This is a genomic window from Bacillus sp. ME78 (genome assembly GCF_903970865.1).
Classification (GTDB): Bacteria; Bacillota; Bacilli; order Bacillales; family Bacillaceae_G; genus Bacillus_A; species Bacillus_A cereus.
Genome location: NZ_CAJCKK010000024.1, coordinates 28,740 through 42,517, shown reverse-complemented (window position 1 = coordinate 42,517; position 13,778 = coordinate 28,740). Strand labels below are relative to the sequence as shown.

Sequence of the window (13,778 nt, the reverse complement as noted above, 5' to 3'; positions counted from 1 at the left end):
CTACTTGAAAGCGGGCACACCATTGGAAAAATCGTATTAGAGAAATTTTAATCATGATAGTGACAGATAGTATGTAAAATTATATTAACGATTTTTCGAATATATCTATCATAACGTACAATATATCAACGATTTTTCAAATATATCTATCACAAATCAAATTATATCAACGATTCGTCAAGGTATATCGATTTATCGACAAATAGCAACAATAAGAAAAGGCTGTTCCAGATGAACAGCCTTTTCTTTATTTACTTGAAATCTCTTTATTATTTTGAACGTCTAACGGAGCTCGCTTCCCTATTCCGAAAGCATAGAAACTAATTGTAACGATAGCTAAGAAAACAATACCTACAACTAGTGAAATGCGCGTATCGTCGTTAAACCACATACCGATTAATACCATAATTAAAAAGGCAATTGTTAAATAGTTTGTTACAGGAGCAAATGGCATTTTGAACGGATGATCTTTCATCTCTGCTCCCTTTTCTTTTCTAAAATTAATTTGACTAATTAAAATGACAAACCATGGTACCATACCAGGGAGTACACTCGCGCTATATACATATACGAATAAATTTTTCGGTGCGATGTAACTTAAAACAACACCAACCGCCAGACCGATAATTACGCCAACTGTACCGAATAAAGGTACACCATTTCCAGAAAGTTTCGTGAAATATTTCGGTGCTTGTCCATTTACACCTAACGTATAAAGCATACGTCCAGCACTATAAATACCACTATTACAACCAGACATTGCCGCTGTAATTACAACGAAGTTAATAAGTCCAGCTGCTGCCGTAATACCAACTTTCGCAAAAGTCGCTACGAACGGGCTACCAATTGTACTTAATTGATCCCACGGATATACAGTTACAATAACAAAAATAGCACCAATATAGAATATTAAAATACGCCAAATTGTACTTTGAATCGCTCTTGTAAGTGTCTTCTTCGGATTTTTCGCTTCGCCAGCAGTAATTCCGATTAATTCCACACCTTGATACGCTCCAACTACAAGTGATAATGCAAAGAAGAATCCTGAAAAACCACCTGTAAAGAAACCGCCATTTGACCAAAGATTAGATATGCCAATCGCTTCTCCACCGTTACCAATTCCAAAGAAAATAAGACCAAATCCCGCAATAATCATTAATAGAATCGTAACGATTTTAATCATCGCAAACCAAAATTCAAATTCACCAAATGACTTAACAGAAATTAAGTTAGCTGCGCCAAGAATGACCATTGCGATTATACCTGGTATCCAAGCTGGTAAGTCCGGGAACCAATATTGCATATACGCTCCAACCGCGATAATTTCTGACATCCCAACAATAACCCACTGGAACCAGTTACTCCAAGCTGTCATATAACCAGCTAGCGGATGAATATACTTATGACCGAACGTCGCAAATGAGCCTGTACTTGGCTCCATATACAACATTTCTCCCATGGCACGCATGATGAAGAAGATGAAAATACCTGCAATTGCATAAGCAAGCATTACTGACGGACCTGTCCATTTAATTGTGCTGGCTGACCCCATAAACAAACCAACACCAATCGTTCCGCCTAAAGCAATCATTTGAATATGACGTGCTTCTAAACCTCTTTTCAATTCTTTGTTTGCCACTTCACTTCCCCCTCTTAGATGATTCATAGCCGCATTTAAAACAAGATGCTTTCCCCTAATTCCTTTCGGCCCTGAAAATGATGAAGCAAACGTCATTTTACACTAGCTTTAAAGCTATCCTAAAATCGTTTTGCGCTCCTAATAAAATTCTCAAAACCTTTCATCTTCCAATATTCTATAAATCTTAAAATTACTTACCTTATATTAATTCATTAATCTGAAAAATTCAATTATTTTTTCAATAAATTATTATACATAAGTCTGATTAATTTTTAACTAAATTAACAATAAAATACATCTATTCAATATGATTCCGGCATGTATATTATTACAATATAAATAACAGAGGAGAGCATTTCTTCCTCGGTTTCATATGTCAAATACTTCAACCTTTATAGTTGATAACGTAATTTCCCACACATTCGATTTATATACCAATGAGAAATTTAATATATTAATAAACTACTAACTTCTTTACCCCAGCCAAAATATAAAAGAGTCTCATTAAAAAATGAGACTCTTTTACAATTTCATATTTAAATCGATTTCGAAGTTTGCTTACCAAAGATAAATATCCTAGTAAACACTGCCATTATAACTACAATAACTAGAAAATAAAGTGGCATCACCAGTAACGAGCCCGTATGCAATTGACTCATTCCCCAAATTGTCATCGTTACAATTACATAGTATCCTAAGCTAAACAACGCTCCAGCTGTACCAATGACATCTTGAAAATCTACTAACGCTAAACTTAAACAATTAGGTAACGCTACTCCAATTCCTAATAGCAATATAAACATCGCTATTAAAAATCCAATCATATATATTATGTTTTGGTTTGATCCCAATGCTGTAATAACAGTTAAAAGGATAGCTCCCACTGTCATTACAAGACAACCAATATATATAATTTTCTCTGGTCTATACGTGGCAAGCAATCGTTTTGAAACTTTCGCCCCAATAATAGAAGCAGACGCAACAACAATTCCTAGAAATCCATACATACTAGGCGATAATTGAAAGTATTCAATAAAGATAAACGGCGCTTCTGCATAATAGCTAAATAAAACACCATTTGCTCCTCCAATTAATAGCCCATATGTTACTACTTTCGGATTTGTAATTAGCCTCTTCAAGACTGAAAACACATTTATTTTATTCGTTACTGATCCCGTCTTTGTTTCGGGAAGAGAAACAAACGTATACAGAAAAATTCCGACACTCATAACTACTAAACTTAAAAATACTATTTTAAAACCAAACATTTGATCAAGAAAGCCCCCAATTAACGGTCCTATCGCTGGTGTAAAAGCAATGACTGCCGAGATTTGAGCAAACATAACATGCCGCTTATGCCCTTCTACACTTTCCCGAAGAATCGTTTGTGTAACCACGGATCCTGCACTTGCTCCAAACGCTTGAATAAAACGACTTACCAATAAAACTTCAATGGAATTTGCAATATAGCATAAGAAACTCCCAGCGCCATATATTACAATTCCAAATAACATTGCTGGGCGACGGCCAATTATATCTGATAGCCATCCAATAAAAAATACACCTAAAGCAAATCCAGCAAAATACACACTAAGCGTTAACTGCACCTCATTATTACTTACATGTAACGCCTTTGAAATGTCCGGTAAAGACGGTGTGTAAATCGTTTCACTAATTTGCGGAAATGCGACAAGAACAATCATTAACAAAAGTGATGGTACTGAGACTTTTTTCATTTTTCATACCCTCCTATAACTTTGAAAATCCCAGAAATAAAAAGACTTTCCTTAGCTACGGAACAGGAGGGGCCATTATAGAAATCCGGTCATAAAACAACAAAGAAAACACCTCAATTACGTATGTTAATACTTATAGGAGGGTAATATTAACATCGATTTTTAAATATACTTTTTCAATTATATTACATATTACTTTTATTTTTCTAGTATTAACGTTCAAATGTTCTTTTTATATTAGTGAACAACTAATACAAGCCATAGAAGATAACTACTTGATATAACCACCTTATTATGGAATAATTAGAAATAGTTTGAATCTATAAACCTAATTATAAAATGATATACTCATATATTCCTAATGTCATAAAGCTGAACAAGTAGGAGGACTTTCGTAATGATTGAAATTTTAAGGACAGTAGTAAACTTTCTAATTTCTCTATTCTCAGGAGAATTACCATTTGTATATTATGTATGGATTATTACCCTATTCCTAATTCAAATAACCCAATCTACTCTAAACTATAAACTCTTTAACAAGAAAGACAATTTCAGCACTTATATATCGGAAGGATTACTTGCTTTTATTATTTTATTGTTTGGAGGAATATTAGTATCTAAGTTACTTGCTTACATAATAGACGATCCTACTATTAGTATGACGAATTTAACACATTATTTTGTTTCTCTTATCATATTAACTATATTTGTCGTAATAACCTGTGTTAAAGACTTTATAGAGACATCTATAAAGAATAAAAATATATCTCTTTTGAGCTTTTTAGTAATTTCCTTCATAACAAGTATACTTTCATTCAAGTTTTTATCACCTTTAATTGAAGGTTCTTTTTCTCTTTCTAAATCTTTTATCACCACTTTAATCATTCTTGTAACTATATCAATCCCTCTATTAATTTCCTTAGAGGATAAGTATGCAGACGAAAAGGAAACGGAAAATTTATAGTTTCTCATTTACATAAAAGAAAGAGGAAGCTCCCCTCTTTCTTTTAAATCATCCCTTTTAATATCAATCCTAAAACTGACATTATTATCGCACTAATAATAATTCGCAAAATCCAAGTAGTGTTTGTACTTATTTTTTCTAATTGCTTATTGATTGTTGCTATATCTTTCTCATTAATAGTAGTACGCGTTTCTAAATTTCGAATGTCTCTCATCATTTCTTTTTGCTCCGCCTTGAGACTGTCAATTTTAGCGAAAACATCTTCCATATATTCACACCCTCTGTTCATCTTAATAGAAAAATCTATATATATTATGAGACAACCCTCTTACCTGTGAATACATTGCGTATATCCGCGTACCAAATTTTTTGTACAATCTAATTGAATTACTCACATGTTTCCATTCTTCTATTTATAAATTAGCGTTAAGATAGATTAAAATTTAAAAAGGGACCCCTTGCTTATTTAACAACAAACAAAGTGCAATCCTACATTCGGGAGCACATACGATAATTTCTATTGTTTTCATCACCATTTTCATATTTACAACGCAATATAAATCCACTTTTTGAACTGTTTAAAGTATACTAATATGAATATGAAATAGCTGTATTGATAAACTCTCTAGAACAATAAATATACTGGCTGAAACGGATCTATATCCAATATTTTTTCCAGTAACATGAATGGTTATTTCTGATAAATACGTTTGTATATCATTGTTTTCAAAAATTTCATCCTCAACCTTTACAATATCTGCTTCACAATCTACTTCTTTAAAAGTTTTCAATAATTTTGTTTCCAATAAACTACAATCAAAATTCTCATCTTTTATTACGGCAAATTTAACCTTCATATCGATTTCCCCATTTTTAACAAACTAAAATCATTAAATCAATATAAATATATATTATCCTATTAAATAATTCAAAATATACGCTTCTTATGTACATTATTAAAAATCAGTTCTAAAGAATTAAATTCAAAAAGAAATTACATAGTAGGCGTTCCACTAATCTTTGGTATAATTCGTCTCTTACTTATTTTGCTCATTGCACTTTTTTATTTTCCTCACTATTTCAACTGAACTTTCTGTAATAATACATATTTCAAATAAATTATTTCCTTTCACTCATACTTTTATCATTGAGTTTTTATTCACAAATTCGTAACACATACATATGAGTTATCATGCTAAAATTAGTTTATTCACAAGAAGAAGTTATTCTTAATAAATCAATAATTTTTAATACCCTGTTTAAAGCCTTGCCCCCCTGCAAGGCTTTTTCCTATTTAACTAGAGTAGTAGTTTTCGTTATGCTTCTCTCCCCCCCTTGTTCCTTACCCTACAAATAATACTGCATGTTTATTTTAATTTTTCAGCATCCGTACTCGCTCTGTTCGAGAGCTCTTTACCAAATATTCAATCTAATGATAAAATTGACCAAATTAATATTTTCGTCCATAACTGTATCAAAAAGTACACTAAAGAAAAATAGCACTCTCACGATTAAGTAAACGCGAGCTTTTTCTTCTATCTACTTACTATTTAAGGTTAATAGTTTAGTAACAAGATTTAAAAATTCGACTTAAATTCATTGATGAATGGAGAGGTTTATATGAAATTAAGAGACAAAGTAGCAATCATAACTGGTGGTGCAAGTGGAATTGGCGAATCTACTGTTCGTCTTTTTATCGAAGAAGGTGCAAAAGTAGTTATTGCTGACTTTTCTGAACGTGGAAAAGAACTATCAGATGAATTGAATGCACATGGATACAATACGTTATTTATTAAAACCGATGTAACAAAAGAGGCAGATATTAAACAGCTAATTCATGAGACAGTAAGTACATACGGTAATTTAGATATTATGTATGCCAATGCCGGCGTTGCTGATGATGCACCGGCAAACGAATTATCCTATGAAAAGTGGAAAAGAACTATTGATATTAATTTGTCTGGGGTATTCCTTTCTGATAAATATTCGATTGAACAATTTCTTAAACAAGGTACAGGTGGTGTCATCGTTAACGCTGGTTCGATTCATAGTTTTGTTTCATTACCTACCCCAACAGCATACTCCTCTGCAAAAGGTGGTGTGAAACTATTAACTCAAAATTTATGTACTGCCTACGCTAAATATGGAATACGTATTAATGCGGTGTGCCCTGGTTATATTGACACCCCTTTACTAGGTAGTGTTAATCCTCAACAGAAAGAATATTTAGCTTCACTTCATCCACAAGGCAGACTTGGAACACCAGAAGAAGTCGCTAAAGCTGTCTTATTTTTAGCAAGTGATGATGCTAGTTTTGTTAACGGTACAACACTTCTTGTTGATGGAGGCTATACTGCACGTTAATTTTTAAATTTTGAAGCACCCTAAAAAATATATAGTCTTCAACAAGAAAAAGCGCCATCACAAGTGACGGCGCTTTTTCTATGTAAGAGCAACTAGAAGATATCCTTCTAGCCTACTCCCATTTATAAGTCCAAAACTGTTCAAGTTGCAGCCATTTTAATGTTGCTGCATCTTTGTTTTTTATTTTTGCATGCGTGTCTTCAAGCATTGCTTCTGTTTGTGAACGGTGCGCACCTAGTGCCGTTAATTTATGATCAAATACTTCACTAATGTTATTTACAACATCCGGTTCTCCTAATACTGCCTCACGATTTTTCGTAATCGCAACAGCATGGATAACTGGGCGCTCTTCTTTTGGCATACGTGATACAGCGCGAACGACAGCGCGGCCAAATGCATTATGATCTGGATGTACACCGTGCTCTGGATAAAATGTAATAATTCGAGATGGATTTACTTCTTGAATGATTGCTTCAATTTTGTCAGCAACGAAATCAACATCTTCAAATTCTAACGTTTTATCATGGAAGCCAAGCATTCTTAAATCTTTAATGCCCATCGCTTCACAAGCATCTTTCAATTCTTTCTCACGGATATTTGGGATCGTTTCACGGTTAGCGAATACGTTCTTACCCATGTTACGTCCCATTTGTCCTAGAGTACCACATGCATATGTTACAGGTACTCCTTGATCTGTTAATAAGCGAATTGTTCCTCCCGCAGCATATGCTTCATCATCTGGATGCGGAAATACAACAAGTACATGTCTCTCCATAAGTTTCCCTCCTTCTTACTTAAATGGTGTTAAGCTTAACTCAAGTGCAACTGCTAGACGACCTAAATTATCATGTCCAGCTAGTAATAAACGCTCTTGACCATCTACTTCCCAGTGCGTAATACCTTCAGCATATACCCAACCATGATCCATTTTTAGACCAACTCGGTATGGATTTGTTCCAGTTATCTTCCCGCGTTCAAAACGGATAATTGCATTTCGAATGAAAGCACCAACTGTCATCATCTTTTCATTTATGTGTGATGCATACGCTCCGTTTGTCGTTTCTAAATGAATATATACATCTTTATTTACAAAACGTTCAATTTCATTTTGAATAAGAGAACTATCTTTTACTATTTCCATCGGAATTCACCTCTTTAAACCATTTTACGCAAAAATAATGTAAATTGCTATCTCTATATTAGAGGACAACGCTCACTTTTCCTAATAATTTGCACTGTGTTTTTTATATTTTTTATATGATATGTAAAAAATACATTTTTTCCTTCACTTTGTTAAATAGTTTTCTTTCTTTTTTGAATTTGCTACAATATATTTTATCCCGTATTATTGCAGCGAGATACATTTCGACAATTGAATACATAATTTAAAGAAGGTGACATGATTGGAACAGTCAGCACATGAAGTAGCAAATTGGCAATATTATTTTGCAATTGCCGTATTTTTAATCACGTACGGATTTATTATTTCTGAGAAATTGAATCGTGCTGTAATCGCACTATTCGGTGCTGCTATTATGATTATTTTTGGAGTTGTAGATTTACATACTGCTTTCACATCACATATTCAATGGGAAACGATTACCCTTTTAATTGGGATGATGATTCTCGTACATATTACGAGTCAATCAGGCGTCTTTGAATTTGTGGCCATTAAAGCGGCAAAAGCAGCTGGCGGAAAACCGATTCGCATTTTATTATTACTATCCCTATTAACTGCTGTCGGATCAGCATTTTTGGACAATGTAACGACTGTTTTATTAATCGTTCCTGTTACATTATCCATTACACGTATTTTAAAAGTAAATCCTGTGCCTTATTTGATTTCAGAAGTGCTGTTTTCAAATATAGGCGGAACAGCAACATTAATCGGTGATCCACCTAATATTATGATTGGATCAGCAAACAAGCATTTAGACTTTAACGCCTTTTTACTTAACTTAGCTCCAATCGTAATTATTATTTCTATTGTGACACTTGGCATTATTTACTTCATGTACCGTAACAAACTAAAAACAACACCTGAACAAATCGAAAAACTAATGGCATTAAACGAAAAAGATTACATTAAAGATCAAAGCCTCCTTTTAAAATCTATTTCGATTTTAGGACTAACTATTTTAGGCTTCGTACTTCATTCGATTATTCATGTAGACGCTGCTGTTATCGCGATGACAGGCGCTACACTTCTTATGTTAATCGGCGTGAAAGAACATGATATTGAAGATGTATTTGCCCACGTTGAATGGGTAACCATTTTCTTCTTCGCCGGACTATTTGTTCTCGTTGGCGGGTTAATTGATATCGGACTTATCTCTTCACTTGCAAAAGAAGTAATCGGCGTAACAAACGGTGACATCGGATTCGCAGCTATACTGATTTTATGGGTATCTGGCATCGCATCTGCGACAATCGACAACATCCCATTTGTCGCTACGATGATTCCTCTTATTCAAGACTTAGCTACAGGACTCGGACTATCTGTCGATTCTCCGCAAATCGAAGTACTATGGTGGGCGTTATCTCTTGGAGCTTGCTTAGGAGGAAATGGAACGCTAATCGGAGCATCTGCAAACGTAGTCGTTGCTGGTATTGCAAAACGTGAAGGACATGCTTTCTCTTATATGGACTTCTTAAAAATTGGTTTACCATTAACTATTGTTGCACTCTTGTTATCACATGCTTATATATATTTACGTTATTTAATGTAAAAGTTGTATTGCATGAAATTATATCGTCAAATCCAAAAGGTTTGCAGCATCGTGCTGCAAACCTTTTTTCATCACCAAAATATACCGATAATTGCTAACCCACCTAAAATCATACCACCAATTTGTCCGACAATTGTTGGTGATAATTGAACACCTTTTCTCACTTCAACAACTGGTCTTTCGTGCCTTAGTTGTTGCACTTCGCTTTGCAGTTGATGTACACTTCCGTGTAACTCTTTAATTAGTTCCTTTAATTCAGCGACCTCTTCATTTACTGGTTTTGCTTTTTCTAAATTCATTTTACATAACTCCTTATAAATTCAATCAGTTCACTGTAAATTTTCGCCAATTATCATTATATCTCCTGCATACTACATATATAATATTGAATGTATTCGCTAATCTTGCAACCCTATCCATTCATCCCGCAATATCCCCATAATGATACGATCAAAACACTTCCCATCTCTTTGAACCGCTTCTCTCATACACCCTTCCATCTGAAAACCTATCTTTTTATACAACGCAATGGCTGCTTTATTATAAGAAATCACATCCAGACCGACGCGGTGTAAATTCAATTCATAGAAAGCATATTTTAAGATAAGATGGATTGCTTCTCTTCCATATCCCTTTCCTCTATCATTTGCATCTCCTATACCAATGGCTAATAAACCCGTTCTGTTATTCCACTCTATGCCATGAATTGCAACAAAACCAATTAAGCGATCATCTTGAACTGTCCTTAACATGAAAGAAACACTATTCGATCTCCGTCCCTTTAATAGCCCATCACTTGCTATTTCTTGTATCGATTGCGGGAATGCTACATCTGTATCTACATTCCTTAAATACTCACTATCTTCTTGCCACATAGCCATTACTTCAGCATCTGCTTCTCTAATAGCTGATAATTTAATCGTTTTATTTTGAAAAAGATTCATTGTCATTTCAAACTCCCCCTTTTTTAATAACAGGGATAATTATTAGCCTATTTATCCCCTTATTCTATAAACTGCTTTATACACGGGATACTTACAATAAGCGCTGACATTGGCACATCTCCTCTACACGAAATTAACTTCATTGTATAATTTTTCGTTTATTCTAACAATAATAAAAAGCCCTCCAAATTTAGAGGGCCTTTCCTAATAGCGAAACTATATTATTTCGTAAACATTTTCTCCGCTTCATCCATTGCCATTTTGTTACCTAAAGCAGAATAGTCAAGCCATGGTTGGTCATTAATAATGTATACGTGCTTACCTTTAACAGCTTTTAAGTCTTTCCAAATTGGTGTTTCTTGAAGTTGTTTAAATGCAGCTTTCGCTTTATCATCTCTATTAACGACAACGAAAATAGCATCTGCATCAAAGTCAGGTAATACTTCTTGTGAAATGACTTCGAAAGGACGGTTTCCATCAATTTTCTCTACACCATTTGCAGGTTGTAATCCTAAGTCTTGGAATAAAATTGGTCCCATCGGTCTTTTTGTACTAAATACACGTAATTCTTTTGCAGTAACGCGAATTGCCATTACTTTTTCGTTATTACCTAGCTCTTTATCTATTAAACTTTTTACTCGTTTTGATTGCTCTTCGTAATCTTGAATATATTTATCTGCTTCTTTCTCACGGTTTACAAGTTTACCAACTTGTTTTAAATGATCTCTCCACGTACCTTCATCTAAATTGAAAGAATGTGTTTTTGCAATTTTTTCGTATTTCGCTACATCTTTACCAGCATATTTTTCATCAACATAAATGTCCGTTGGCTTTAATTGAAGTAACGCTTCCATATTCGGATCTGTTACAACACCAAGCTTCTTCGTATCTTTCAACTTCTCTTTAGCGTGCGGTAAGAAATCTTTTAAATCTCCACCAATAACAGAACCTACTGGTGTAATTCCTAATGCAAGTAAATTATTTGTTAAATGAATGGACATAGAGGCGATTTTTGGATCATTACTTTTTTCCGTTTTTTTCGTTGCCTCTTCATTAGCTTTCGTTTGACCACATGCTGCTAATACTAAAATACACATCATGCTAAATAAAATAATAAGTTTCTTTTTCATATGTTCTCCTCTTTGAAGTATTTATTTTGTTTTTGTAAGTAAATAAAGAAAATACGGTGCTCCTAATGCCGCCACTACTACACCAGCTGGAATAGAGTTTGGCTCAAATATAGAACGACCTATCGTATCTGCTAGCACTAAAATAATCATTCCGATAATGCCAGCTAAAGGAAGAAAGTCTTGATATGTAGTACCTACTAACTTCCTTGCGATATGCGGAGCAACTAAACCGATAAAACCAATTCCTCCTGCCATCGATACACTCGCGCAAGATAATCCAACCGCTGTAGCTAAAAGTAGTAACCGTTCTTTTTGAACAGAAACACCAAGCCCTGCTGCTACACTATCACCTAGTGACAATGCATTTAACGTTTTAGATTTTATCCATGTATACGGGGTTAGTATGAAAATCCAAGGTAATAATGCAAGGACATGAATCCAATCCCTTCCCCACACGTTACCAACTAACCATCTAGAAGCGAATGTATACGTCTCATCATTTAACTTGAGAGAGAAAAATAACGAAATCGCACTAAATCCAGCTGAAACAGCAATACCAACGAGAATAAGTCTAATAGGAAGTAAACCTTTTGACCGATCACTCGCCAGTATAATAATTAAAAATGCAGCTAGTACTCCCCCGCCAAATGTAAATAACGGTATTAAAATCGATGCATTCTCATTAATAGAATGAAAGAAAGTAACGAATATAATTAGCCCGAAAGATGCACCTGCATGTAATCCTAAAATACCAGGGTCTGCAAGTGCATTACGTGATAACCCTTGCAAAATCGCACCGGAAATCCCAAGGCCAATACCGGCTAACATTGTGATTATTATTCTTGGCATACGATAATCATATAGCACGGTCTCGCTCTCAAAATCACCATAACCGAAAAGCGTTTGAATTACTTTGAGCGGTGCAATGCTCAGTGTCCCTGTATTTAAACTAATTAAAATGACAGCGATACTAATACAACCAAAAATTGTAGTTACAGTAATGGCTCTCTTTTTATCTGTGTTCAAAAGATCCTTCACTTACAACTCCCTCCCAACTTTACGTGCTATATAGAGGAAGAACGGAACTCCAACAAGAGCTACCATAATCCCTATCGCAAGTTCCTTAGGAGGATTTACTGTTCTTGCCCCTAAATCAGCTACAACTAATAACATAGCTCCTAATAATGCTGACATAGGAATAATGAGTCTATAATTCACACCAACTAATTTTCTAGCAATATGCGGGATAACTAGTCCTACAAACCCAATAGAGCCAACAGCTGAAACAGATACACCTGCAAGAATGACTACTATAATCATCCCTAGTATTCTCGTTCGGTTCGTTTTTACTCCTAAATTTGTAGCAACATCATCCCCCATTGATATGAGTGAAATAGATCGCCCTAACACTATTGCAAAAATAATCGTTATAAGAATAATAGGGACTAAAAATTTCAAGTGTTCCCACTTAACCCCTGCAACACCACCAGCATACCAAAACGCTAAATCCTGGCTTAAATCATAATAAATCGCAACACCTGAACTTAATGAATGTAAAAGCGCTGCCATAACCGCTCCAGCAATCGTTAACCTCATTGGTGTTAACCCGCCTGATGTTGCTGATCCAATAACAAAAATAAGTACTGTACTTAAGACTGCTCCAATAAAGGAAACAATCATTAAATAGGAATACGGCATATGCGGAAAAAAAGCAAAACTAAGTGCTACTACAAACATCGCTCCTGCATTTATGCCAAGTACACCTGCATCAGCTAAAGGATTTCGTGTTACACCTTGCATAACAGCACCAGCAACCGCAAAAGCTGCCCCTACAACTGCTGCTCCAATTACTCTCGGGAGCCTTAATTCATAAATAATTTGGTGCTGTGTTAATTTCGGATCGTAATCCAAAACCGCTACCCACACCGTTTGTAAATGAATATCTTTTGCACCAAATGAAATGGCTAAAAATATAGATCCAATTAAACATAAAATTGTTAAGCTCATGAAACATATGAACTTAATATGTATCCAGCGGTTATTACCAGCATGTACAGTAGACTTATGTAACATGTTTCATTTCATCCTTTATATTCAGTTGTTTTTTATAATTATTTTTTATTTGTAATTATTATTGATAATAATTATCATTTTCATTTAGATATTATATCCCCACTTTTTTTAAATAGCAAACTATTTTTTTACTTTTCTACAATATTAAAATACTCATTACAATTCCCTTCTAAAACTTACAAATACATGCAAAATAGAC

Annotated in this window: 14 protein-coding genes; 3 read left to right on the top strand and 11 right to left on the bottom strand. The window is 34.4% G+C overall.

Annotation, left to right across the window (positions count from 1 at the left end; all coding sequences use genetic code 11):
• Positions 1–247 precede the first annotated feature (247 nt).
• Together H6481_RS21545 and H6481_RS21540 are read right to left on the bottom strand one after the other, a co-directional pair.
• Positions 248–1,639 (bottom strand): amino acid permease, encoded by a 1,392-nt coding sequence (locus H6481_RS21545; RefSeq protein WP_140155582.1) that lies wholly within the window; start codon positions 1,637–1,639, stop codon positions 248–250.
• Between the two features lie 536 nt (positions 1,640–2,175).
• Positions 2,176–3,375, bottom strand: a complete 1,200-nt coding sequence (locus tag H6481_RS21540) for a multidrug effflux MFS transporter (protein WP_182813184.1) — start codon at positions 3,373–3,375, stop codon at positions 2,176–2,178.
• Positions 3,376–3,772: 397 nt separating this feature from the next.
• On the opposite strand from H6481_RS21540, the gene H6481_RS21535 reads away from it, so the two are divergent.
• Positions 3,773–4,339, top strand: a complete 567-nt coding sequence (locus H6481_RS21535) for a DUF5823 family protein (RefSeq protein ID WP_088024304.1) — start codon at positions 3,773–3,775, stop codon at positions 4,337–4,339.
• Positions 4,340–4,382: 43 nt separating this feature from the next.
• On the opposite strand, the gene H6481_RS21530 is transcribed toward H6481_RS21535, so the two are convergent.
• Both H6481_RS21530 and H6481_RS21525 read right to left on the bottom strand, forming a co-directional pair.
• Positions 4,383–4,607 carry a hemolysin XhlA family protein gene (locus H6481_RS21530; RefSeq protein WP_182813182.1) on the bottom strand — a complete coding sequence of 75 codons (225 nt, stop codon included), beginning with the start codon at positions 4,605–4,607 and terminating at the stop codon, positions 4,383–4,385.
• 310 nt (positions 4,608–4,917) lie between these two features.
• A complete protein-coding gene (locus H6481_RS21525) occupies positions 4,918–5,196 on the bottom strand; it encodes a hypothetical protein (protein WP_088024301.1) in 279 nt (92 codons plus the stop codon).
• Positions 5,197–5,959: 763 nt separating this feature from the next.
• Between H6481_RS21525 and H6481_RS21520 the strand changes: the two genes are divergently transcribed.
• Complete coding sequence (locus H6481_RS21520) at positions 5,960–6,703, top strand: glucose 1-dehydrogenase (RefSeq protein WP_182813180.1); 744 nt, start codon at positions 5,960–5,962, stop codon at positions 6,701–6,703.
• Between the two features lie 112 nt (positions 6,704–6,815).
• Here the strand turns inward: H6481_RS21520 and bshB2 are convergent, their stop codons facing one another.
• Together bshB2 and H6481_RS21510 are read right to left on the bottom strand one after the other, a co-directional pair.
• The gene (gene bshB2 / locus H6481_RS21515; RefSeq protein WP_000439487.1) at positions 6,816–7,478 is read right to left on the bottom strand and encodes a bacillithiol biosynthesis deacetylase BshB2; all 663 of its coding nucleotides are present in this window, start codon (positions 7,476–7,478) and stop codon (positions 6,816–6,818) included.
• Between the two features lie 15 nt (positions 7,479–7,493).
• On the bottom strand, positions 7,494–7,844 hold the full coding sequence (locus H6481_RS21510) for a YojF family protein (RefSeq protein ID WP_000407046.1): 351 nt from the start codon (positions 7,842–7,844) through the stop codon (positions 7,494–7,496).
• Positions 7,845–8,106: 262 nt separating this feature from the next.
• Between H6481_RS21510 and H6481_RS21505 the strand changes: the two genes are divergently transcribed.
• Positions 8,107–9,432 (top strand): ArsB/NhaD family transporter, encoded by a 1,326-nt coding sequence (locus tag H6481_RS21505; protein WP_000437988.1) that lies wholly within the window; start codon positions 8,107–8,109, stop codon positions 9,430–9,432.
• Positions 9,433–9,503: 71 nt separating this feature from the next.
• On the opposite strand, the gene H6481_RS21500 is transcribed toward H6481_RS21505, so the two are convergent.
• The 5 genes from H6481_RS21500 to H6481_RS21480 all read right to left on the bottom strand — a co-directional run bounded on the left by H6481_RS21500 (position 9,504) and on the right by H6481_RS21480 (position 13,579).
• Entirely contained in the window at positions 9,504–9,731 is a 228-nt protein-coding gene (locus H6481_RS21500; protein ID WP_001047304.1) for a hypothetical protein, read from the bottom strand.
• Between the two features lie 99 nt (positions 9,732–9,830).
• The gene (locus tag H6481_RS21495) at positions 9,831–10,382 is read right to left on the bottom strand and encodes a GNAT family protein (RefSeq protein WP_065229144.1); all 552 of its coding nucleotides are present in this window, start codon (positions 10,380–10,382) and stop codon (positions 9,831–9,833) included.
• Between the two features lie 215 nt (positions 10,383–10,597).
• Positions 10,598–11,506: an iron-hydroxamate ABC transporter substrate-binding protein gene (locus H6481_RS21490; RefSeq protein ID WP_098680001.1), complete on the bottom strand. Its 909-nt coding sequence runs from the start codon at positions 11,504–11,506 to the stop codon at positions 10,598–10,600.
• Positions 11,507–11,527: 21 nt separating this feature from the next.
• Positions 11,528–12,544, bottom strand: a complete 1,017-nt coding sequence (locus H6481_RS21485) for an iron ABC transporter permease (protein ID WP_182813178.1) — start codon at positions 12,542–12,544, stop codon at positions 11,528–11,530.
• Positions 12,545–13,579, bottom strand: a complete 1,035-nt coding sequence (locus H6481_RS21480; protein WP_182813175.1) for an iron ABC transporter permease — start codon at positions 13,577–13,579, stop codon at positions 12,545–12,547.
• Positions 13,580–13,778: the final 199 nt, after the last annotated feature.

Excerpts from the sequence above, each read along its gene's own strand:
- H6481_RS21540 (WP_182813184.1), bottom strand. The coding sequence starts at position 3,375 with ATGAAAAAAGTCTCAGTACCATCACTTTTGTTAATGATTGTTCTTGTC.
- H6481_RS21535 (WP_088024304.1), top strand. The coding sequence starts at position 3,773 with ATGATTGAAATTTTAAGGACAGTAGTAAACTTTCTAATTTCTCTATTC.
- H6481_RS21530 (WP_182813182.1), bottom strand. The coding sequence starts at position 4,607 with ATGGAAGATGTTTTCGCTAAAATTGACAGTCTCAAGGCGGAGCAAAAA.
- H6481_RS21525 (WP_088024301.1), bottom strand. The coding sequence starts at position 5,196 with ATGAAGGTTAAATTTGCCGTAATAAAAGATGAGAATTTTGATTGTAGT.
- H6481_RS21520 (WP_182813180.1), top strand. The coding sequence starts at position 5,960 with ATGAAATTAAGAGACAAAGTAGCAATCATAACTGGTGGTGCAAGTGGA.
- bshB2 (WP_000439487.1), bottom strand. The coding sequence starts at position 7,478 with ATGGAGAGACATGTACTTGTTGTATTTCCGCATCCAGATGATGAAGCA.
- H6481_RS21510 (WP_000407046.1), bottom strand. The coding sequence starts at position 7,844 with ATGGAAATAGTAAAAGATAGTTCTCTTATTCAAAATGAAATTGAACGT.
- H6481_RS21500 (WP_001047304.1), bottom strand. The coding sequence starts at position 9,731 with ATGAATTTAGAAAAAGCAAAACCAGTAAATGAAGAGGTCGCTGAATTA.
- H6481_RS21495 (WP_065229144.1), bottom strand. The coding sequence starts at position 10,382 with ATGACAATGAATCTTTTTCAAAATAAAACGATTAAATTATCAGCTATT.
- H6481_RS21490 (WP_098680001.1), bottom strand. The coding sequence starts at position 11,506 with ATGAAAAAGAAACTTATTATTTTATTTAGCATGATGTGTATTTTAGTA.
- H6481_RS21480 (WP_182813175.1), bottom strand. The coding sequence starts at position 13,579 with ATGTTACATAAGTCTACTGTACATGCTGGTAATAACCGCTGGATACAT.